Genomic DNA, 22,613 nt, shown 5'->3' with positions numbered 1-22,613 from the left:
TTTTGTCCCCAAAGCCGACGAAACGCGACATGGTGTCACCTGGCGGCACTCGGCTCGAGGCGGCACCGAAAACTGGGTGTAACTGGAATGACGGGGCGGCAAAACTATAACCATCGAGTGGGAGTAGCGAACGAACGTTCGTACATATAGCAAGATAATAGAACGGTGGGGTCGCGTCAGGTCCGTGGCTCCACCGTTTTTCGAGCGCATCGCACACGTGCTAACATGAGAAATCGTATTTTTTACGAGGCTGAAGGGGGCGTTGATGGAAGCTTATCGGTACGACACCCAGCTCCTTATCGACGGGCAGGACATGGATGTCGCGACCATCGAGGACCATTTCAACGAGGCGTTCGACGGGGACTGCCTGCTCGTTGTGGGCGACGAGTCCCTCGTGAAGATTCACTACCATACAAACGAGCCGTGGAGAGTGCTCGAATGGTGCGCCACGGTCGGTGAGATCTACGACATAGTTGTCGAGGACATGGTCCGCCAGGCCAAGGGGCTTAAGGGCTAAACTGCAAAATCACGATCGCAGAGGAGGCGACCGATGAACCTCGGCATGGAAGACGAGCGAACTGAGCACAAGCGCAGCACTTCTGAGATGCGCGAGGCCATGGAGTCGGTCGCCTCAATTCTGAACAAGCACGGTTCCGGAACTCTCTACTTTGGCGTGCGTCCCTCCGACGGCGAGGTCGTGGGACAGGACGTCTCCGAGAAGACCCTGCGCGACATCTCGCAGGCCTTCACCAACCGGATCGAGCCGAGGGTCGTACCTGCCATCGAGCGCCTTGAGACCGAGGACGGGAGAGCCTACGTCAAGGTTTCCTTCGCCGGCGGCGACCGCCCCTACGCCTGTGACGGGCGTTACCGCATCCGTTCGGCCGATGAGGACTTGCCTATAGGTGCAGCCCTTCTCGAGCAGATGATGCTCGAACGCTCCGCGGGAAGGACCCCCTGGGATCGGCGTCCCTCTGGCAGGCCAGTCGCGGACGTGGATGAGGACACGCTGCGGGCCTACGTCGCGCGAGGCGTTGAGCGTGGGCGGATTCCCTTCTCCTACACCGGTGCGAGGGATGTGCTTTCCCGTCTCGGCCTCCTCTGCGACGATGGCAGGCTTACCAATGCCGCAGCTGTATGCTTCTGCACTTCGCTCGACCCCATGTTGCGCATGGGCGTGCTCGGGAATGCCAGCCGTACGCAGATACTCGACAACCATCAGGAAGCGGGCACGCTGTTCGGCATGGTCAAGGCTGCTGAAACATACATCCTGAACAACACGCGTCGTGAGTTCATCATCGACGGTGCTTCTCTCCACCGCGCGGAGCGTCCCGAGATCCCCCTGAGCGCGATTCGCGAGGCGCTCTACAACGCCTTCTGTCACCGCCGCTATGAGGACTCCGCCGCTGTTCAGATCGACATTTTCTGGGATGCTGTGGACATCTACAATCCAGGCAGCTTTCCTGTTGGTTTCGCGCCTGAGGACTACCTTTCTGGAGCACAGACCGCTTCGAAGCCGCGGAACCAGCTCATCGCAAGCACCCTCTACCGCTCGGGTGACATCGAGACGTACGGCACGGGCCTTCGCCGCATATGGCACGCCTGCGACGAGCAGAACGTACCTGTCGAGGTCTTTCAGCGGGGCGCCAGTGTTCACGTGCGTTTCACCCGTGCGGAGGCCGTTGCTGCCGACAACCCGCCGACAACCCGCCGACAACCCGCCGACAACCCGCCGGCGACGGGAGGCGCACCCACCGCCGTTGCGGCTTCCGGTACCGCAGCACATGCGTGGGATACGCTGTCTGAAAATGAGCGAGCCGTCTGCGCGTATCTGTTCGAAAGTGGCTCCTCTGCTGTTCCGGTCATGTCAGACGCCCTCGATATTCCGGAGCGGACGCTGCGTGATGTTATGCGCCGCCTCGTGAAGAGGGATATCGTGGTGGCGACGGGCGCAAACCGCAATAGGCGATATGATTTGAAATAAGGGGGCTCTCTCGGCATCCTCGATTTGAGGCGGTTGCCTCTGCCTTCCAAGCGTTCTGATGCCTAGAAGCGGCTGGCGCGATCTGCGATGCGATTCATACCAGCCGCTCACTCATTTTGATGAGATCTCATGGCCACCCCATCTGTGTCGCAAAATCAACCTTTATCAGAAGGGTTCTATAGGCTCGAAACAGGGAGCCTGTGCGACATGGCGGTCCCGTTGGCGTTGATTTTGATCTTGCAGTCTCTGCCGGTTGGGCGATTTATGTCCGCCCAAGCGTTTACGCTGTGCATGACGGATTTGTCACCGCGTAACGACCGAGCAACGAGGGGGCGGGAGGCGCTATGAACGGTGCTGGCAACCTTAAGATCCTTTGCGATTCAGCTGAGATATTGCAGGAGAGAATCCGCCGGTTTCCCAACGAGGTGGGGCTTCTCGCGGCGGTTCGTGCCGTTGGAATACCCGACCCGGCGGCTCTTCTTGCATATGTGCGTTCGGCTTCCGTTGAGCGTCAATCTTGTTATGTTCTCGTGCCAGTACTCTGGGATGTCGGCGACCTTAGCCACTACCGCGCGGTGGATTCCGATGACGCCTCGTTGCTCAAGATTGATCAACAGCTTGCTCATGATTCAATAGAGCAACCCCGACTCTTCCATAGTGCTGGAAGTCGATTCATGAGCTATTTCACCTCGTGGGCTCAAGAACTTAATCGTTGAGGTGATGAGATGTTTCTGCAGTACCGCTGCGATGATGAGGGGTCGACACGCGGGCTTGCGCGCTTGGCAGATATAAAGCTCAACGGGACGATTATGGATCGGATGAAAGCGGAAGTCGATTGTCTACCGGGCACCGCAGAAGGGTTAAGTTGCGGCATGGGCTCGGGGCGCTTGATGCCACCGCGCCTTCGGAGGAGGGGTCATATCGGGTTGAGGTTGAGGGACGGCGATTTTACCTCGACATCGAGGCGCAAGAGCTCGGCTCAGCCCTCTGTTTTGCTGGGCAAGTTGCCGGGGTCTGATGCAATAGGCTTCACGATCTGATAAGGAGGGCCGCATGGAATGGAAACTCGTTGCACCGGATATCGACAGACTTCTCGGATGCTTTGATAGGGGATACAAAAATCCCACCGCACAGACGCGCAAGGTGCTTGGCGCGCTCGACCGGGTCTTTGAAGCGTTGGATGATCTTGCGCCGCTGACTACCAACAATGAGGCGAAGTCCATTTGGCTCAAGGTTCCGCGTGGGAGCATAGACGATTTCGACAACTATGAGGACCTGCTGGGTGAGGGGGAAGTGGACTCATACGAGGGATACATTGCGCTATGGGAGAGCGAATACTCAGATGCCTATAAGTGGTACGAGCTCATCGTCGTGAAGAACGAATATTGCCAGGCGGTATCGGTTGGCAGGGTGTCTGTTGTCTGCGCCGATCTTGGTCGGGAGCCTACTGAGAGCGACTGGCATGAGGAACGCCTGCTTGCACTTCTCGAGCTGCTTGCCCGAGCTGCGGGCGAAAGCATGGGCGCCTTGAGGAGCGGTACGTATAACGAGACCGTTGCCAACGAGCTTCCGTATTTCCATCGCGTTGGCGTTGTTTCGCGAAGCGTTATCTGGGCATGCGAGCCGGAATCCAGGGCGGCTCTCTTCGATGGGATGGATATCGATACGTTCGAAGCGTTCTGCTCATATGCCGCATCGGATGCTGAGGATGCGGGAAAGATTAGTCGCCTGTCCTCCATGACGGGCAACGATTTCTTGGCCGCATGTGCGCTTGGATACGAGGCGTGTGGATATGACGTGCACGGAAAAGGCGGTAAGCGCCTACCGCTTGACGAGTTGTATTTGCGCTATGCAGACGGGCGCGACGAGGGGCTTACCGGTAAGAAAAAGAGCTTCCATTCTGGATCGGGCATTGACCTTTCGAGTCCTGAGGCATGGGAGAAGTGGTACTTTGATCGGAGTCGCTCCGGCGGGCATCCGTGGGAGGTGTGTCGCGGCGGAAATTCCACTCATGTGAGTTTAGCCGTCTGTCACGACAGGCCGGAGATGGAATTTCGCCATCGCCTTGGAGAGCTTAGCGACGCCGAGCTCCAAGAAGCGAAGAAAACCTGGGGGTACTACTATGCCGTTTCGGGCAACGCGTGGAACAGGTCGGTCGAGGCGGTAAGCTTCTATGTTGCCCTCAAGCGTGCGGGATTGCCCGTAATTCTTTGCAATGCGCGTGCGATTCTTGCGCGGTTCAAGGGAGAGGATCTTGTTGGCGTAGTTCCTCACGACACCATTCCCGTGTACTGTGAGAGCATGTTTCCCAAGCATCTGGGGACAATTCTCGACTTCATGCACGTATACGATGAGGATATGGCGGACTTTGGCGATAAGATCGAGTGGCTTCCAGAGCCCGCGGCGCAGCTGGTGAGCGGGGCTATGGAATGAGCTGTTAAGGCGCTTCACGAGAAATTGGGCTGGGTGTTCTACCGGATGGGTGGCAGGTAGTTCGCTTGTGAGGTGAGCCGTATCTCGTACGAGCCATCATCGGGGGCTCGAAGCAGGAACATCGCGGAGCGTAACGAGATGCTGGCTTATGAGCTCCGGACCTTCAGCCATGGCAACGCCTAGCTGCTCGGATGCACTCTCTCTGGTTATGAAAGCGATGCCACCATCTTCTGGTATCGCGCATCGTCGTTCGCGAACGCGCGCCATTCGGGTGAGAGAACGCGTTCGGCGGCGTTTTGGCGCAGGGCAGCGCGCAACGCGTCTGTCTGGTGTGCCTTGTGCTCTGCCCATGCCTCGCCGAAACGTGCGGGGTCGAGGCGGTCGTCCAAATGGTCCCAGAGTTCGGTTGCCGCCGTATCAGGGTCCGCTGGGGCATCGATCACGGCCTTCACCGCGCGCTCGAGCGCGGCGAGGGCGCCGTTTTTCTCACCCGTACGGCGCAGTGTCTCGGCCACCTCGAAAGATATCGTGGCAGAGAAGAACGGATTCATCTCACCCATGCCCAGCGTGTCGAAGATCGCGCGGGCGGCCGCGTCGGCCGTCTGCGCAAATGCGGCGTCATCTCGCATGCCCACCTCCTGCACGAGGGACGAGAGCACGAAGTTCGCTGCCCGCAGCCGCTCTGTTTGCAGAAGCTCGAGTGCCTCGTCGTCGCGTCCGAGCTTGCGGTAGGACGAGGCGAGAAGCATCGTCGGCGCACCCGCATCCTGCCGGCGAACGAGCGGCTCCAGGAGTGCCGCCGCCTCTTCGTGGCGCTCTGCCTGGAAGAGCGCAGTTGCCTTCTGCTGCTGCGCGAGGAAGAGAATCGCCGGATTCGTTGCAACCTCGAGTGCACGGTCGATCAAGGCAAGCGCCTCGTCTGTGAGCGCATCTGCGTCGGACGGGGCGTTGGCCTCACCGCCGGTGGCGCCGTCCTGGTCGGGCGACGCTGCGAGCGGTGTGGCCATCCCTGCGGCCCATAGGGTGAGGAGCGATACTAGCATGAGCAGAAGATTCGCGTCCGAGTAGTGCTCGGCAGCGAGCGCGCGCAGCCGCTCGTGCGCTGCGGTTCGATCTTGCTCGGCTAGCGCGTAGACCTCGGCGTAGAGCGCGGCCGACTCGGCTTCGGTGAGCGCGTCGTGCCAGTCAAAGAGCTCGTCCAAGGTGAGCGAGAAGTACGCGGCGATGCGCGGCAGAAGGCTTATGTCCGGCAGGCTTTGGCCGAGCTCCCATTTGGATACCGCCGCCTTCGAGACGCCGAGATGCGTCGCCAGGGCTTCTTGGGTTATGCCGGTGCGATGCCGTTCTCGCGCGATGGTGCGTCCGATGTTGATCGATTCGCTCATGGGCTGTCCCTTCATTGCGATGAACGGATGGCGGCCGGCTGCTGCTTCCAGTATGGAATCAAGCTCCGGTGGAATCAAAGGAGCAGCAGTTGACTTTGAGCGCAACGGGTCAACCAGGGCGCGATGTCCCCGCCGTGACCATGGTGGGGACGTTGACGGTCACGGCGGGGTGTGTAGCAGCTGTTGAGGATCTTGTCTTGCGGCGCCTGTTCCTACGGGATTGCCTCGAACTCCCTCAGGACCTTCTCGATGTCCGTCCCCTTGACCTTCTTGAGCGCCTCCTTGAGCGCGAACCGCTCGATCAGGCCGAGCTTCATGTCGGTGATTGGCTTGCCGTCGCGGAGCTTCACGCTCGCCATGAGCAGGTCGCGCACGTCAAAGACGCTGCCCCACACCTCGGGCACGCCGCGATCCACGTCACAGAGCGTGTAGACGGCCTCCATACCGGTGCGCATGGAATACTCGGTGGTGAAGATGGTATCGCGCGGCGTCTCGGCGAACTGGCCTATGAAGGCAAAGTTGACCGCGCCGTCGGGTACCACGTCGGGGCGGTCTCCTGCGGCGCGCGGCATGAAGAACGCCGTGATGTAGGGCATCATGACCGGCACCGTGTTGGCATGGTGCGCGGCGAGCTCGGCGATGCGGTCCTCCGGAACGCCCATGTGGTAGAGCCATTCCTGGCAGATCTCCTCGCCGGTGCAGTCGCGCATGGGCTTTTTCACGTAGTTGCCGGGCTCGTCGGGGAAGAGGCCGTACACCCACACGCACAGCTCGTTCTTGGGCTGGTCGCGGAACTGCTGCTGGCGGTTGAGCGTCCAGCTCATGAGCCAGTTGGAGTCGGTGCAGGTCACGATGCCGCCGGTGACCACGTGGCCGGTGAAGGGGTCGCGCTTGCAGATCGCCTGGATGTAGGGCGGGATCTCGCCGTCGAGGGTCGTCACCGTGGCGCTCATCCACTTGGTCTTTTCGGCATCGCCGCAGAAGGTGTCGGGACGGCCGAAGCTGGGGTCCTGCTCCGCGATGCGGCGCCACATGTCCCAGCCGCCGCCCGGGGCGAGCTCGGGCTTCCATGCAGCAGGTTTGTCCTGCGCGCCCATGGTGGAGTTCTCGACGCAGCCGCCGTTGGTGATGAAGACGAGGTCATTCTCGGTGAGGTCTATGACCGTGGTCGCGCCGGGCTCGGCTTCGTCGCTCGCGGCCGTCCGGCTCAGCACGATGCGCGTCGCCACCTTCTTCGCGGGCGAGCTGTAGGGGTTGCGCGGGAAGGCTGCCTGCTGGATGCGCTGGATGGTGTCCTGGCCGGTGCCGGTGCGCGGACGCACCGGACCCATGCCACCTCCGATGGAGAACCTGATGTCCTCGACCTTCGTGTTGAAGTGGAACTGCACGCCCGCCGCCTTGAGGTATTCGATGAGGGGCAAGACCATCGACTCGTACTGGTTGTACCTGGTGAAGCGCAGGGCCGAGAAGTCCGGCAGCCCGGCGATGTGGTGGATGTAGCGCTTGATGTAGAGCTTCATCTCGAGCGCGGAGTGCCAGTTCTCGAACGCGAACATGGTGCGCCAGTACATCCAGAAGTTGGACGAGAGCACCTCGTCATCGAAGAAGTCGGTGATGGGGCGGTCGTAGAGCTCCTCGTCGGGCGTGAAGAAGAGCTCCATGATCTCCATGGCTGCCTTGTCCGAGAGGCCGAACTTCCCGGCGCATCCCGCGTCTTGCCCGCGGTTCTTCGTTGCGCGGCAGAGCGAGTAGTTGGGGTCCTCCTTGTTGAGCCAGTAGTACTCGTCCAAGACGGAGACCCCAGGCGTCTCGATGGAGGGGATGGAGCGGAACAGGTCCCACATCACCTCGAAGTGGTTGTCCATCTCGCGGCCTCCGCGCATGACGTAGCCGAGGCCCGGAATGTCGAGGCCGTCGCATGCGCCGCCGGGCACGCTGTCTTTCTCGAAGATGTGGATGTTCTTGCCTGGCATCTGGGCGTCGCGAACGAGGTAGCACGCCGCGGAGAGCGCCGCAAGGCCCGTGCCAACGATGTAGGCGTTCTTGTGCTCGATGCCCGCGGGTTTCTCGGGACGAGCAAATGCTTCGTAGTTGCCGCTTGAATAGTACATGGCAGCACCTTTCTAACGTGCGCATCGGGCGTGTCCCGTGCGTCTAGTTCCATGGTGGGGCCACGGCGGGCGGCGCACCATAAACAGTGCTGCGCCTCTGTACGGTTTCTTATCAATACGGCCGGATTGTACAGACGGGTGAGAGAAGCTGACGGGAAGGGGCGGTCGAGAAGTGCGGGCGAGGGAAACGGTCGAGAAGCGCGGTCGAGACCCGCGTCGCGCCCTTTACGACACGGCGGGCCCTTCTGGCACGTTCCCCTCGCTTCCGGCGACGTAGCCTCCGGGGATCTCGAGCCGGTCAAGCGCGGTCTCGATGGCGCCGTCCGCGATGGTGGCCACGCGCTGCACCAGCTGCTGCGGGTCGTCTCGCATATCGAGGGCGATCCAGTCCAGAACCGTCCCGATGAGCGCGTGGGCGAAGAAGCGCGCGATGAAATTCCTATCCTGCTCACGCACATGCCTTCGTGCTGCGTGCTCGTCGACCACGCTTTTCACCAGGTCGCTCACCACGGGGACGAGGAACCGTTCAACCTGTTCACGGCTCATGTCGTGGTAGATGCTCGCGATGAAGGGCTTGTTCTCGCGCAGGGCGAGAAATGTGTCAAGAAGGCCGGTCTGCCAGGTGTCGGCGGTCTTGTTGCCGGCGATGGCCCGCGCGGCGTCTTCTTCGCACGCCCATTCGACCAGGTCGTAGATGTCCTGGAAGTGATAGTAGAACGTCATGCGGCTGATGCCGCAGTCGTTGGTGATGTCTGCGATGGTGATCTTGTTCAGAGGCTTCGTAAGCAAAAGGCGCTTGAGCGACTCCTCGAGCGCGCGCTTGGTGAGCTGACTTGGCATGGGCCCTCCCAGTGGTCGTTTCTCTCCGTATACCCGTGCGAACATTAGGAGTAATACTCCTATATTTGACCGTCTAGATAAAAGCATGGGATCCTACCTGCAACGATTGCGACGAAGGGATCTACGCCTCTTTTGGTCTAGGCTCTGTCACTGCACTTAGTTGATTTCCCGGGACCTCCACGTGCGGGCGGGCGGGAGCCCCTGCGCTCTCTTGCGGCATATCAGCCGCGTGCCAAGGCAGGGCCTTCTCCGAAAAGTGGCTATCCGTCCGCATCTCGGTGCGTCCGGATCCGGCCTCATCCCGCCGAGATCCCTCTGATCGGACGGTTTCGGCCCCGGAGAGGCCGATTCCATCCATCCAGCGGGATCTCGATTTTCGAGCCCGTCTCGAGATGCGGGGATATGGACGTTTCCGCCCCGGGGGCCTCGGGCTAGCCCGGCCCCGGTCCGGCGCCGGAACCCTATCCACGGCAGCTCTTTGGGGGCGCCGTCGCCAGGATCGGCGTCCCCGGGCCCAGCCCCGGCACGGAACCGCCATCCGCCCGCATCACGATGGTTTTACTTATAGGCTGCGTCGCAGAACATGGTCGATTTCCCGGGACCCCCACGTGCGGGAGGGCAGGGATCCCTGAGCGTTCTCGCGATATACCAACTGCGTGTTGTGTCAGAGCCTTGATCTAACATCGGCAAAAGCTTCATCAAGAGGATCGAGCTCAAGCTCATGGATGCCTACCTGGAGCGCCAGCGTTCACATCCCCGAAACACGGAGCGTGTACATTGAACCCCTAAGCTGTGCTATCTGCGCGCTGCCGCTTAGAGGCCTATCGAGGGGAATCCATGTTTGACCAGATCATGTCCATGCTGGCCACTCTGAACAACAACGTGCTGTGGGGCATTCCCATGGTCGTGCTGATGATCGGGACGGGCGTGTTCCTGCTCATCGTTACCAAGGGCGTCGTCTTTGCGCGCTTCAACGTCGTGATGCGCTACACCACCAAGACGCTGTTCCGCCGCCCGAATAAGGACGAGCTTGAGGAGGGCGCCATCTCGCCCTTCCAAGCGGTGTGCACCGCACTTGCCGCCACACTCGGCACAGGTAACATCGTGGGCGTAGCGCTCGCCGTGGTGACGGGCGGGCCGGGCGCGATCTTCTGGCTGTGGCTGAGCGCGCTCGCTGGCATGGTCATCAAATACTGCGAGGTCACGTTGTCGGTTGCATACCGTACCCGCAACGAGCGCGGCGAGATCGTGGGCGGCCCCATGTACTACATCTCGCGCGGCTTGGGAGCCGGTTGGCTTGCAGTGCTCTTTGCCATCTTCGGCTTCTTGGCGTCGTTCGGCATCGGGGCGAGCGTGCAGGCTAACTCGCTTGCTACCAGCGTGAATGCGACCTTCGGCGTCCCGCTTCCCGCTATCGGGGCCGTCGTGGCGGCGCTTGCCGGGCTCGTCCTCATCGGCGGCATCAAGCGTATCTCGCAGATCACTGAGGTGCTGGTACCCTTCGCCGCAGTGTTCTACCTCATCGCCGCCTTCGTGGTGCTCGTCATCAACGTGGCCGAGATCCCGGCGGCGATCAGCATGATTCTCCGCGATGCCTTCACCGGTACGGCGGCAACGGGCGGCTTCGTGGGCGCGACGGTCATGTACGCTTGCCGCGTGGGCATGTCGCGCGGCGTGTTCACCCACGAGGCGGGCATGGGCTCGGCGCCTATCGCACACGCCTCCGCCGACACCGACCATCCCACCCGCCAGGGCCTGTGGGGAACGTTCGAGGTGTTCTTCGACAGCATCGTCATGTGCACTATCACCGGGTTGGTGATCATCACCTCAGGGCTTTGGTGCGCCGACCCCATGATGTCCGAAGGCGCCATGAGCTCGGCGGCGTTCGGGCAGAGCATCCCGGGCGGCCAGTACGTGGTGACGGTGGGCCTCATGCTCTTCGCGTTCGCGACGCTCATCGCGTGGTACTACTACGGCGAGAAGTGCGTGGAGTACCTGTTCCGCGCGCGCCGGGGCGCCCGTGTGGCAATCCGCATCTACCAGGTGGCATACGTTGCCATGGTGTTCGCGGGCTGCGTGGCGAACCTCGACGCCGTGTGGGAGTTCGCCGACTGCTTCAACGGCCTCATGGCGATTCCCAACCTCATCGCGCTCATCGCGCTCGCACCCGTGATCAAGCGCCTCTCGCAGGATTTCTTCCGCGACCCCGACCTGCGGCGTCCACGCAACACGGATTACCGCGATTTGCTCACGTTCCGGGATAAATAACATCTGGGAGCGTTGGTTTCCAGCGTGCAGCGATGATCTCCAGGCGTCCATCGCGCGCGCCCATGCTGTCCGTTGGCCATATTCGCACCCGCTCCTCTTCCGCCTTTTGCTACGGTAGAGCCCTGCTCGCTTGCGTGATGACTGTCCTGGAGGGAGGACGCCATGTGCAGCCCCACCACCCGCACGCTCGTTGTGGGCGACACGCACCTCAAGGAAGACGCCGTGTTCGCCGGAGTGGACCGCGCGATAGCGCAGCTCGGGGTGGAGCGCGTGGTGTTCTGCGGCGACTACCTCGACGAATGGCACGCGGGCACCATCGCGTACCACGACGGGGTCGATGCGCTGCTGCGTTGGGTCAAGCGCCGGCGCTCGGAGGGTATTGCGGTTGATGTGGTGCTCGGCAATCACGACATGCAGTATGTGCTCGGCGAGCCCGGTCCCGGGACCTTGATGTCGCTCGTGCCCGTGGCCCGCGCGGCCTTGAGCGAGCTGAAGGCCGTGGCGGCAGCGGTTGTGGGGGATGCGCTGGTGACCCATGCCGGCGTCACGGGCGCCTGGGCGCGCCAGTTCCTTCCTCAGGTCGCCCCGGGCAATGGCGAAGAGTCGGACACAGTGGCGGTTTGCGATGCACTGAACGCCCTGCTCGATGCCGGTGACCAAAAGAGCCTCTATACACTTGCCTCTGCGGGGCCCGCCCGCGGCGGCTTGGCGCTGCCGGGACCGCTTTGGGCAGACCGGACAGAGCTCCTCGATGACCCGCTTCCGGGGCTCAACCAAATCGTGGGTCATACGCCCGTTGCATCAATCGAGCTGTGGAACATGCCGGCAGCCGACGGTGAGCACACCGCAGAGCGCCTGATGTTCTGCGATACCTTTTCGCTGAGCAGCCATCTTGCGCCGATGGGCGATGGAAGCATGTTGCTGGTTGAGGGCAGGGCGGTCTCTGCGATTGAGTGGGATTCGCTGGGCCTTGCGAGCTGGCCGGAGCACATCTGGGATTGGACGATAAGAAACCCGTTCTTCTCTGGCGTGCGCTAAGGCGCGGCACACAAGATCACGTCGCGTTCGACCATGGGTGAGAGGTGAGATGCCATCCGTTGCAATAGGGGCACCGGTAGGCACTCAGGCCCCGTCGGCCATGCTCCTCGCAGGCAGCTATGGCGTCGAGGGCATCATCGCGGGAGGGGTACCGCCGCTTCGAGGCGCAGGCTTTTTCTCGGCGCGCCCGCTCGCGCTCGATGTCAAGCGCGTGGGATCGTTTGGATTCGCGCTCGAACGCGTCGTCCGCGCCCGCAAGCTTCGAACGAAACGCAGCGACGCGCTTCGCCCGCGCTGAAGGCTTCCTACTCGACATAATACCCCCTCCTCTGCAGCTCTCCTAAGGTGTTCCCGTGCTGCGCATGCGGCATGCAGCCGTACAGAGAAACCACGACAATGGCCTGGCTCCGGCATGGCGCGCAACCGGTTTGATGCGCAACTGGCTTGGCATACAGGCGGTTTGGCCCATAAGCATGCGCCTGCTATTCTATGGCTTTCGACCGAAGGGAAGATCGATGATATTCTCGCTGGCTCCCATGGAGGGGGTAACGGGGAACATATTCCGCAGGGTTCACGCGGAGTGCTTCGGTGCGCTTGACCGCTACTACACCCCGTTTCTCGCGCCTCCGCAGGTGGGCTCCTCGTTTGGCGGCAAGGCGTATCGAGAGGTCGACCCTGAGCGCAACCAGGGTCTCGATGTTGTTCCCCAGTTGCTCACGAACGATGCCGATGCATTCGTGTGGGCGACGCGCCAGCTCGCCGGCATGGGTTATTCCGAGGTGAATTTGAACCTGGGCTGTCCTTCCGGGACGGTCGTCGCCAAGGGGAAGGGTGCCGGGTTTCTCAGAAACCTTGGTGAGCTCGACGTCTTTCTGCAGGACGTGTGCGAACGGTCGAGCCTTCCGGTGTCGGTCAAGACGAGGGTCGGCGTTCAAAGCGATGAGGAGTATGAGCAGATCCTCAAGCTGTACTGCCGTCTTCCGCTCAAGGAGCTCATCGTTCATCCCCGTGTTCAGAAAGACCGCTACCAGGGCGCGCCGCGGCGGCGCCTGTACGGCGAGACGCTCAAGCGGGCTCCGTTCCCCGTGGCCTATAACGGGGATATCTTCGACGTCGACGACATGGCGGATCTGGTCAAAGCGTACCCCGAGACGCGCCACGTGATGTTGGGGCGGGGCATTCTCGCTAACCCCGCTCTTGCGCGCATGCTTGCCGGCGGCCCGGCTGCCACTGTGGCTGAACTCAGGCAGTTCCACGACAGGCTCTTTGGCGCATATGAGGCCGAGATAGGCGGCAACGCGGTGTTCCGTATGAAGGAGTGGTGGTCTTACGCTAGGTTCTTCTTTGCGCGTCCGCAGGCAGTACATCGCGCGGTGCGAAAGGCGCGCACGGTCGAGGCATACCAGGCAGAAGTCGAGCGCGTGTTTCAGACGGAGGAGCGGGCCGAGGTTCCTCGTTTTGAGCCGTAGGGCGAAGGGTGTGGCTCGATTGCCTCCTTCCGCAGTGCCATGCGGCGCATTGTCGTAGCGCTGCCGACTGTCGTGGCGCTGCCGTATACTAATGCGGTTCGAGCAAAGCTGCCGGTAGGTTGCAGCGCGCCGCGCTTCTCGTGCGCGCGGTATGTGCGGTTGGGCAATGTCGCGGGGGAGGGGCCATGGCTGCAATGCGCAGGCGATTCATGAGTGTGGGCGAGGTGGTCCGTAAGGACCCGGTGCTTGCGGTGGCGCTGGTGCTGGCAGTGCTGTCGTGCGCCGCGGTGCCGCTCGATGCGGCGTACCTCGGCTATGTTGACCTGCGTACCATTGGCATGCTCTTCAGTCTTATGGCGGTGATGGCGGGCCTCTCGCGACTCGGCGTGTTCAGCGCGGCGTGCCGGGGCCTGCTTGCCGTGGCCCGAGGGCCGCGCCGTCTGTGCCTGGCACTTACCCTGCTCGCTTTCTTTTCCAGCATGCTTATCACCAACGACGTCGCGCTCGTGACGTTCGTCCCGCTGGCGCTGCTGGCCTTGGGCGCGTTGGGCTCTGCACGGCTCACCTGCTTTACCGTAGTCATGATGACCATCGCGGCCAATCTGGGCAGCATGTTCACGCCGGTGGGCAACCCGCAAAACCTGTATCTCTACTCCGCTTCGCATATGAAGTTGACCGATTTTCTGCTGCTCATGCTGCCCTATACGCTGGGTGCGCTTGCGCTGCTGGTTGCAGCGGTTGCGGTGTTTGGCCGAGATGGCGGGGCGGCTAACGGTGCGGGCAGGGGCGTCGTTTCTTCCGATGCGGATGAGGGAGCGGTGTGTGCCAAGACAAATGGAAGCGTGGGGTCCGCCGATGCGAATGGAGGCGCAGCTCTTGTCAACGTAGCGTCAGATGCGAGGACCGTTGGTGCACCGCATATCGCGCTTGCGCGCACGCTGCCCTGGCTTGCCGTGTTCGTCTGCGCGCTGTTCTCGGTCGCGCGCGTACTGCCGTTTGAGGTAACCGTGGTTGCGGCGCTTGTAGTGGGCCTCGCTGTTGACCGCGGTGCGCTTGCGCATGTGGACTATGCTCTGCTTGTCACCTTCGTGGCGTTCTTCGTGTTCGTGGGCAACATGGGGCGCATCGAGCCGGTGAACGCGTTCATCGCGCAGACGGTGAACGGCCATGAGCTTACGGTGGCGGTGGGCGCGAGCCAAGTGCTCTCCAACGTGCCGGCGGCCATTTTGCTTTCGGGCTTTACCAACGACTGGTCGGCGCTCATCGTGGGCACCAACGTCGGTGGCCTCGGTACGCTCATCGCCTCGATGGCGAGCCTCATCTCGTACAAGCAGATCGCACTCGTGCTGCCACGCGAAAAGGGACGATACTTCGCGCTTTTCACCGCTTGGAACGTCGTGTTTTTGGTGGCGCTGCTGGCGCTGCACGTGGTCCTTGGACTCGTCGCGTCGTAGTTGGCGTGCAGCGTCGAGCTGACGTTTGGTGCGTTCTTAGGCAGTTATTTGCAGAATAAGTCTTTCTATACCCCCTCTTTTCTGCAAAATCATGCCCGAAAGGTGCTGAGCAGACGTTGGGAGCCAAATCAGGAGGCCATGGCCTCACTCCCGCAGCCCGTGTTGCGGGTGTCCGAACGGGCGGGTATGCTAATCGCTCCAGGAAGCCAACGCTTGGTGCCGCGCGGTGCCAGGCGGTTTTGAACCAACGATTCGGGGAGTAATCCGATGGACATCATTGCGACACTTGCAGCCGAGCTCTGTCTTAAGCCTGCTGCGGTTGAGGCTGCGGTCAAGTTGATCGACGAGGGCAACACGATTCCCTTCATCGCACGCTACCGCAAGGAAGCCACGGGCGGTATGGACGACGTCGCGCTTCGCACCCTGGGCGACCGCCTTACCTACCTGCGCAATCTCGAACAGCGCAAAGAGGATGTGATCGTCCTCATCAACGCCCAGGGCAAGCTCACACCCGAGCTCGAGGCCGAGATTCGCTCTGCCACGCAGCTCCAGCGCGTGGAGGACCTCTACAAACCCTACCGCAAGAAGCGCCAGACGCGCGCGCAGAAGGCTCGCGAGGCTGGCCTGGAGCCGCTCGCCAACATGATCATCATGCAGGTCGCGCCCAAGGGAGCCGCGACACCGCTCGATGCGGCTGCCGCATATGTTACCGCCGAGGCTGTCCAGGCCGGCTACAATACGCCTGAGAAAGCCCTTACGGGCGCGCAGGACATCGTGGCCGAGACAGTCGCCGAAGATCCGGAGAACGTCGCCGACCTGCGCTCCTTCACCGAGAGCACGGGCGAGGTTGTGGTGGTGGCGGTCGATGCGGGCGAGAAGACACCGTACGAGCCCTACTACGACTTCTCCGAGCCCGCGCGCAAGATCCCCAACCATCGCATCCTCGCCATCGATCGCGGCGAGCGCGAGGGCAAGCTCCGCGTGCGCGTGGGTGTGGACACCGAGGCCGCCGTCGCGCGCCTCGGCTCCCGCTGGCCGCGCCGCCAGGGCCCCTTCGCCCCGGTGCTCGACGCCGCTGTCGCCGACGGCTACAAGCGCCTCATGGCGCCCTCGCTCGAGCGCGAGCTGCGTGCCAAGCTCACGGTCCGCGCGCAGGCGGATGCCATCAAGGTCTTCGGCAAGAACCTCGAGAGCCTGCTCTCGGCCCGTCCGGTGCGCGGCGCGCGCGTGATCGCGCTCGACCCGGGCTTCCGCACGGGCTGCAAGGTCGCGGTGCTGGACGAGACGGGCAAGCTGCTCGATCATGGCGTCGTGTACCCCACCAAGCCGCGCCATGACGTGGCGGGCACCAAGCGCGAGCTCGCCCGCCTGGTGAAGAAGCACCGCATCAACACCATCGTGATCGGCAACGGCACGGCGAGCCGCGAGACCGAGGAGGTCGTGTCGGAGTTCATCGCCGAGCAGGCACCCGCCCTGCGCTACACCATCGTGAACGAGGCCGGCGCGTCCGTGTACTCGGCGAGCGAGCTGGCGAGCGCGGAGTACCCGGAGCTCGACGTGACCACGCGCGGCGCCATGAGCCTGGGCCGCCGCTTGCAGGACCCGCTTGCCGAGCTCGTGAAGATCCCGCCGCAGTCCATCGGCGTGGGCCAGTACCAGCACGACCTTGACCAGGCGGAGCTCTCGCGCACGCTCGGCAACGTGGTGGAGGACGTGGTGAACCGCGTGGGCGTGGACGTGAACACGGCGAGCGCGAGCCTGCTGGGCTATGTCTCCGGCATCACGCAGCCGGTGGCCAAGAACATCGTGGCGTACCGCGAGGAGAACGGCGTGTTCACCGACCGCAACCAACTCAAGAAGGTGCCCAAGCTGGGGCCGAAGGCCTTCGAGCAGTGCGCGGGGTTCCTGCGCATCTCGGGCGGCAAGAACCCGCTCGACGCGACGAGCGTGCACCCGGAGAGCTATGCCGTGGCCACGCAGGTGCTCGAGCGCGCCGGCGTGACGGCGGCCGACCTTGCGGCGGGCGGCATCCCGGACATCGACAAGCGCGTGGGCAACGTGGCAACGCTCGCAGGCGAGCTGGGCTGCGGCTTCATGACGCTCATCGATATCGTCGACGAGCTCAAGAAGCCCGGCCGCGACCCGCGCGACGACGCGCCCGAGGTCGTGTTCAGCCGCGCGGCGCTCTCCATCGACGACCTGCAGCCGGGCATGGAGCTCACCGGCACCGTGCGCAACGTGGTCGACTTCGGCGCCTTCGTGGACGTGGGTGTGCACCAGGACGGCCTCGTGCACATCTCCAAGCTGGCGAAGCGCTTCGTGAAGCACCCGAGCGACGTGGTGGCCGTGGGCGATACCGTGAAGGTGTGGGTCGAGAAGGTCGACCGCGATCGCGGCAAGATCTCGCTCACCATGGTGCAGGGGAAGTAGGGCAAACCGCTGCCGACCGGTTGTTCTCAGCAAAGCCGCAGGGCGGTTGGAGGCAACCGGTCGGCCCCTTGCAGCCGTTGGCGCCGAATCCGGCGGAGTATGATGGGGCAACGGAGGGCATCCGGGCGAGGATGGAGGTTCGTTATGCCTACGACGGAGTGGATGAGCCAATTCGAGGCGGTCAAGGACAAGCTTGACTGCAAAGTTGACCTGGATGCGTATTTCTCCGAGAAGACCATCGGCTGCATGCCGGTTGACGTACTGGACATCGGCAGCATCAACATCCCCACCGGCACGGTGTTCGCATGCGACCCGTTGGTGTGGCTTGAGGACGCGCGGCCCTTCATCCAAACCATTCCCGCGGGAACGTACCCCGTGAAGCTCTGCGTGGTCGTTGACGAACAGCTCGGCGACCGCTATGCCTGCATCAAGGTGGCGGTGAGCGACCAGAAGCCCGTTCGGTACGAGCTGGGCATGATCGGCGACGAGGACCTATCGGGAGAGCTTGAGGACGGCGCGTTCTTCGGGTTCGGCGTCGATGCCGGCATGGGCTGCATCGCGGACATCCAGACCCAGAAGGCGTTCCAGGCCTACTGGGCGAAGCGGCTTGAGGAAGACGAGGACATCAATCCGTATGACGATCTCTTCTTCGGGCTGCTGGAGGAAAACGCCCGGCTGAACCCCCAGTACCAGACCGAGGGCGGTGACTGGCTCAACTGGACGGTGCCCGGGACGGACTGCAACCTTGCTATGTGCACAGCGGGCTGGGGTGACGGAGCCTACCCGGTCTACTTCGGGCACGACGCACAGGGCGAGATCTGCGGTGTGTACGTGCACTTCATCGACATCGTGGAGTGCTACGACGTGTAGTTGGCGCGCTGGTCCGGCTGCTGCCATCTATGGTTTCGTTTCAACGTGGCACGAAACGTGATACGTAATAATATGCGTCTCATGTTTTGCATTGACGTTTCGCTGATACGGGAAGATGGAGTTCTCTGTGGAACACAGAAACCGGGCTTCCCGTTTCATTTCGATGTAGGGAGAGGAGGTGCGGATGAACTGGCGCGATTATGCTAAATACGCTCGACAGAGTTGCGACGAGCTTGCGCGCGACTGCGAGGTGCAGGTGTTCCGGGCGAAGGGCCCCGGCGGTCAGGGGGTGAACACCACGGATTCCGCGGTGCGCATGACGCATGTCCCCACGGGCATCACCGTGACCGCGCGCGAGACGCGCAGTCAGTTCCAGAACCGCCAGCTCTGCCTGCAGAAGATCTCTCAGGCCATAAAGCGCCGCGCCCAGCCTCCGCGCGTGCGTAAGAAGACCAAGGTGCCCAAGGCCGCGCGCGAGCGCCGGCTGGCGGATAAGCGCCGCCGTTCCCAGATCAAGCGACAGCGCGGCCGTGCCGGGGATGAGTGGTAGAGACGGACTTGCGAGCTTGGGGCGCTGTGTTCACTCGGCAACCGTAGCATTCCGGGTGACGTGCGCCCTCGGAATACGGCTTCAGGCCGCCGAGATTACTCGACGAGCGCCTCGACAGTCGGGAGCTCGCTCTCATCGAACGACTTGATCTGATAGGTCGTTTCTAGGTTGAGCCAAAATTCGGGTGTGGTTCCGAGCGCGCGGGAGAGGAGCCAGGCCATCTCAACGCTGATGGCGCGCCGCCCGTGAACGATGTCTGAGATTGCGGATTGCGGCTTGTTGATCGCCTTGGCGAGGCGATATTGCGAAATACCCAAAGGCTGTAGGAACTCTTCGAGCAGAATCTCGCCGGGTGTGGAAATGAGGCTGTTAATGGTAGTCACAAAACTCAACCCCTTTTGGTTCTCCATCTGACCAAGTGAAGCAAAGCCTCCACTGGTCATTTACGCGAATGCAATATTGCCCAAAGCGATTGCCTTGAAGGCGTTTGAGTCTGTTATTAGGGGGAATCCGAAGGTCCTGTATCGCGTGCGCAGCGTCGAGCATTTGCAGCTTGCGGAACAGCACTTTTCTGCAATCCGAAGGGATGCGCCTAGGGCATGTCCCTCCGTTGCTTTCCCAGAATTGCTGAAGATCTTTGTCGGCAAACTCCATAGCGACTCCAATACTTCTGTTAAACAGTAGTATAGGTGCTCTGACACTCCATTTCAATAATGAAAAGGCGGATGAGCTGATCGGGTGCATGTCTAGGAGCGGTTTGACACTATTCAACAACGTGGGTATCGGTAGCATAAGGATGAGCTCATGAGAAACTGGAAGCTTACGGCATCCGATAAGCCATTGCTCTCGATAGCCCCGCTGATGTGGGGAGGTAATGGGGGTATTTTTTGCGCTGCCCAATCGCTTGAAGGCGATAACTATATCGTATGTATAGCTTATGATAACGCTCCAATATCTCTTTCCAGTTCGCTTGTCAACAAACGTATCTGTTTTCGATACATATGGATTAGCTCCGCATCGGATGTGTCGTCGCTAACGGCTTTCCCAAGTGCATTTTCCAGGAACGCACGACATTCTGAAGGAGATGGGCTTGTGCGGAAAGCGGGAATATAACTACTCGTTCTCCAGTTGTAGTTCAGCTCGTAATATGTTTTGCGTAGCGATTTCAGATCTGCAGGAGGAGCAGACTTGTTTCTTGAGAAAAACTTTCTGACGAGCCAATCGACCTGTCCTAAATAGGCCAAGTCGTTAATTCTGGAAAAGTATTGTAGCCAACCATAGCGGTGAAATTGTCCTTTGTCATTTGAGACATTGCAGCCGGTTATACGCAAATTGAGTTTGTAGCAGAGAGATTTATCCTCTGGGTGTTTGACAACCTTTTTGACTAGGCGTTCAAGTGAGTTGATAAATCTTTGTTTAGATGACTGTCGGGCGGTGATTTGGCTTTGCGCAAATACGTAGCCTAAATATTCGATAGGATCAGACGAAATAAATGCATTCGTGGTCTTGTCATTGTTGACCATGAGACCCAACTCATTAATAGAGGCAACCGTTTCGTCTTTGATGCGTTCTACGTTTTCAGATTTGCAGAGAATAAGGATGTCATCCACATATCGGAAATAGGCGCAGTCCTGCTGACCTTTCATTTTAGTATCTAATTGGCTTAAAAAAAGAATGGCAAGCTGATTTGATATCGATAAGCCTTCCGGTATTCCTGATTCACGCCTCTTCTTTTGGGAAGAACCGATGGGTACTGTTGGCGTTTTTATTGCGCGCCCAATCAGAGACAGTATTTCTTTCTTTTTTATCTTTTCTCCAAGAAAGCACAGAAGTCTATCTTGGTCGATGCTTTGATAAAAATGATGAATATCGATTTTGATATAACTGTCAAAGATATTTTCGGACAGGCGAGAGATAATGAGTTGAACAACTGCCTGCGGTTGATCGGGTTTACACTCTTTTCCATAAACATCTTCGAGCATGCGCGATAAAGTCTTGATAACAACCTTATCTCGTATCGTAGGAACAGAGATTACCCTAGGTGGCTTATTGGCTCCTTTCAATAACAGTTTTTGCCTGTAGTTTGTAAAACGGTATTTCCCGTTAAGAACTTTTTTATTGATCGTTTTGAGGTTCTCGACCAAATTTGCTTCAAATGCCTCGGCGGTCATCCTATCAATCCCAACCGTCGGTGCGTTAACAATATCGGAGTAAAAAACTTCCTTTAGGCGTTTGTGCCGGAAGCGGTAGGAAAACGATGTAGAAGCATACATGGTTTATCCAAAGATGATTAACGCGAATGCAGCTGAAGCGAGGACGGGCGCTACATAAATGAGAAGACGCACGAAGAAATTGGTTATGGTGTTGCAGACGATAGCTCGATGATTCTTTTCCGCAATTTCATGATCTATTGGCAAGTGGTTTTCTGTTCTTTGAAGAATCTCGATATAGCGTCTACTGATGCCATCAATGTCAGTTGGGCGTGGCTCAGCACTATTCTGTATTCTATCGAGTTCAAATAACAACTCTTGCATAGCCAAATAGCTTTCGCGCATCTGTTCTGCTCTCACTCCATAGTTTTGCGCCGATGCGTAAGTCGAACATAGGGTGATTACAATTGCCGAAAAAGTTGAGAGGAAAGGAATTGCGCGCAAAGCGCCATGGCTGATATCAAAGAATAGGGGGACAAGGGTTAGAAGAGTTGTAGTGCATGCATAATAGATAGTCGCATGATTGAGAAGGGCATTGCTCCTTAACAAACGTCTTTCTGCTTCAATTCGGGCTTTTCTGGTCATTTGAATAATGTCTGGGAGGTATTCCTCCTTTTTGGTGTTCACTCGTCTCCTGCCTCCCTAGCTCTATGCGAAGCGACGCTATAATAAAGCGAAAAAACACTCCAAGTTGAACCATTGGAGTCCAATAGGCTTTGCGACCTCTAGGTTACCATTGCTGCGGTAAACGAAAAGCAATCAGGTTGTGTCCGTTTGTCTGCAGCCGACAAAATCGTCAACGCCGCTTCGCACATCGTTATTTTACCTCGCGCGTGCGCTGATTCCCTTTTGTTGTTAATCCGTGCGGTGGTGACGCTATTGTCTCGCTGGGGGTAACCGGACTCTCGCTGCCGTGCACTGTCGCGAGGCCAAGTATCGCAAAGGCGCGATGGGTGCTCCGATGGCTTGCTGTTTCATCGGTGGCTTTGCGCGAGCGACCGCGGGCTCTACTCCGCTTATAGTTGCATTTGAATTGCGAGGTGGGGGACTAACCTGAGCGTCATGTTCGGTTATTCGTCCAATGCGGCGAACATTGACGATGCCGAGTCATAGGACTCAGCGGGCATTTTCCCGGCAAGAATGTCGCGAGCTTCGCGCATCGCCGCTTCGGTCTCGCTGTTGTACCGCGGCTGCCGAACGTCGAAAGGCAGCCCGCCCTCGAGAATCGATTTGTGCAGGAAGATGTTGATTGCTTCGGTAAGCGTCATTCCGAGGCTTTCGTAAATTGATTCTGCCTCTGCCTTGATCTGCGGATTGACCCTCATGCTGATCGATGCGCTTTTAGCCATTGTCACTCATTGCATTGACATTGCATATGCATTGTATCACATACCCATTTGCTGTGAGATTGTTCACGCTGTACGGCTATCCTTAAAATGCGTGCCCTTGATTATCAACTTTATCCGAACACCTCCCACATTCATCCGCACATGTGCGGATGAATGTGGGAACCCGATACCCTGAGGGCCGGATCGGCCGGCCCCGGGAGATCGGAGGACGGCATGTCCGGA

Annotated in this window: 17 protein-coding genes and 2 pseudogenes; 11 read left to right on the top strand and 8 right to left on the bottom strand. The window is 60.0% G+C overall.

Features of this window, described 5'->3' with window-relative positions:
* The first annotated feature begins 265 nt into the window (after positions 1–265).
* The 4 genes from FS885_RS08910 (at position 266) to FS885_RS08895 (ending at position 4,417) form a co-directional block, all read left to right on the top strand.
* A complete protein-coding gene (locus FS885_RS08910; RefSeq protein WP_144744715.1) occupies positions 266–517 on the top strand; it encodes a kinase to dihydroxyacetone kinase in 252 nt (83 codons plus the stop codon).
* A gap of 33 nt (positions 518–550) precedes the next feature.
* Positions 551–1,984: an ATP-binding protein gene (locus FS885_RS08905; RefSeq protein WP_144744714.1), complete on the top strand. Its 1,434-nt coding sequence runs from the start codon at positions 551–553 to the stop codon at positions 1,982–1,984.
* A 344-nt stretch (positions 1,985–2,328) separates the two neighbouring features.
* A complete protein-coding gene (locus FS885_RS08900; RefSeq protein WP_144744713.1) occupies positions 2,329–2,700 on the top strand; it encodes a hypothetical protein in 372 nt (123 codons plus the stop codon).
* A gap of 337 nt (positions 2,701–3,037) precedes the next feature.
* Entirely contained in the window at positions 3,038–4,417 is a 1,380-nt protein-coding gene (locus FS885_RS08895) for a hypothetical protein (protein ID WP_144744712.1), read from the top strand.
* 206 nt (positions 4,418–4,623) lie between these two features.
* On the opposite strand, the gene FS885_RS08890 is transcribed toward FS885_RS08895, so the two are convergent.
* From FS885_RS08890 to FS885_RS10220, 3 genes and pseudogenes are all read right to left on the bottom strand, one after another.
* Complete coding sequence (locus tag FS885_RS08890; RefSeq protein ID WP_144744711.1) at positions 4,624–5,802, bottom strand: helix-turn-helix domain-containing protein; 1,179 nt, start codon at positions 5,800–5,802, stop codon at positions 4,624–4,626.
* Between the two features lie 212 nt (positions 5,803–6,014).
* A complete protein-coding gene (locus FS885_RS08885; protein ID WP_144744710.1) occupies positions 6,015–7,913 on the bottom strand; it encodes an oleate hydratase in 1,899 nt (632 codons plus the stop codon).
* Between the two features lie 333 nt (positions 7,914–8,246).
* Positions 8,247–8,636 (bottom strand): annotated as a pseudogene (locus tag FS885_RS10220) (TetR-like C-terminal domain-containing protein); the annotation flags it as partial.
* A gap of 954 nt (positions 8,637–9,590) precedes the next feature.
* Between FS885_RS10220 and FS885_RS08875 the strand changes: the two are divergent.
* From FS885_RS08875 to FS885_RS08840, 7 genes and pseudogenes are all read left to right on the top strand, one after another.
* A complete protein-coding gene (locus FS885_RS08875; RefSeq protein WP_144744708.1) occupies positions 9,591–11,021 on the top strand; it encodes an alanine/glycine:cation symporter family protein in 1,431 nt (476 codons plus the stop codon).
* 162 nt (positions 11,022–11,183) lie between these two features.
* Positions 11,184–12,059 (top strand): metallophosphoesterase family protein, encoded by an 876-nt coding sequence (locus FS885_RS08870; protein WP_144744707.1) that lies wholly within the window; start codon positions 11,184–11,186, stop codon positions 12,057–12,059.
* Between the two features lie 515 nt (positions 12,060–12,574).
* On the top strand, positions 12,575–13,528 hold the full coding sequence (locus FS885_RS08860; protein ID WP_144744705.1) for a tRNA dihydrouridine synthase: 954 nt from the start codon (positions 12,575–12,577) through the stop codon (positions 13,526–13,528).
* 185 nt (positions 13,529–13,713) lie between these two features.
* Positions 13,714–14,982 (top strand): SLC13 family permease, encoded by a 1,269-nt coding sequence (locus tag FS885_RS08855; protein WP_222419908.1) that lies wholly within the window; start codon positions 13,714–13,716, stop codon positions 14,980–14,982.
* 267 nt (positions 14,983–15,249) lie between these two features.
* Positions 15,250–17,412, top strand: coding sequence for a Tex family protein (locus tag FS885_RS08850; RefSeq protein ID WP_144744704.1), 2,163 nt, complete (start codon positions 15,250–15,252; stop codon positions 17,410–17,412).
* A 162-nt stretch (positions 17,413–17,574) separates the two neighbouring features.
* Complete coding sequence (locus FS885_RS08845; protein WP_222419907.1) at positions 17,575–18,282, top strand: DUF4241 domain-containing protein; 708 nt, start codon at positions 17,575–17,577, stop codon at positions 18,280–18,282.
* Positions 18,283–18,523: 241 nt separating this feature from the next.
* Positions 18,524–18,832: pseudogene (locus FS885_RS08840) on the top strand (peptide chain release factor-like protein); the annotation flags it as partial.
* Positions 18,833–18,927: 95 nt separating this feature from the next.
* Here the strand turns inward: FS885_RS08840 and FS885_RS08835 are convergent.
* From FS885_RS08835 to FS885_RS08815, 5 genes are all read right to left on the bottom strand, one after another.
* Positions 18,928–19,215, bottom strand: coding sequence for a HigA family addiction module antitoxin (locus FS885_RS08835; RefSeq protein WP_246060937.1), 288 nt, complete (start codon positions 19,213–19,215; stop codon positions 18,928–18,930).
* Positions 19,202–19,486, bottom strand: coding sequence for a type II toxin-antitoxin system RelE/ParE family toxin (locus FS885_RS08830; RefSeq protein WP_144744700.1), 285 nt, complete (start codon positions 19,484–19,486; stop codon positions 19,202–19,204). The genes FS885_RS08835 and FS885_RS08830 overlap by 14 nt, the downstream gene beginning before the upstream one ends.
* 281 nt (positions 19,487–19,767) lie before the next feature.
* Complete coding sequence (locus tag FS885_RS08825; protein ID WP_144744699.1) at positions 19,768–21,105, bottom strand: reverse transcriptase domain-containing protein; 1,338 nt, start codon at positions 21,103–21,105, stop codon at positions 19,768–19,770.
* A 3-nt stretch (positions 21,106–21,108) separates the two neighbouring features.
* Positions 21,109–21,669: an SLATT domain-containing protein gene (locus FS885_RS08820; RefSeq protein WP_144744698.1), complete on the bottom strand. Its 561-nt coding sequence runs from the start codon at positions 21,667–21,669 to the stop codon at positions 21,109–21,111.
* A 443-nt stretch (positions 21,670–22,112) separates the two neighbouring features.
* Complete coding sequence (locus FS885_RS08815) at positions 22,113–22,391, bottom strand: type II toxin-antitoxin system RelB/DinJ family antitoxin (protein ID WP_144744697.1); 279 nt, start codon at positions 22,389–22,391, stop codon at positions 22,113–22,115.
* Positions 22,392–22,613: the final 222 nt, after the last annotated feature.

The organism is Enorma burkinafasonensis, assembly GCF_902150035.1.
GTDB lineage: Bacteria > Actinomycetota > Coriobacteriia > Coriobacteriales > Coriobacteriaceae > Enorma > Enorma burkinafasonensis.
Note: the sequence above shows the minus strand (reverse complement) of the source record. Positions and strands in the feature narration are given on the sequence as shown.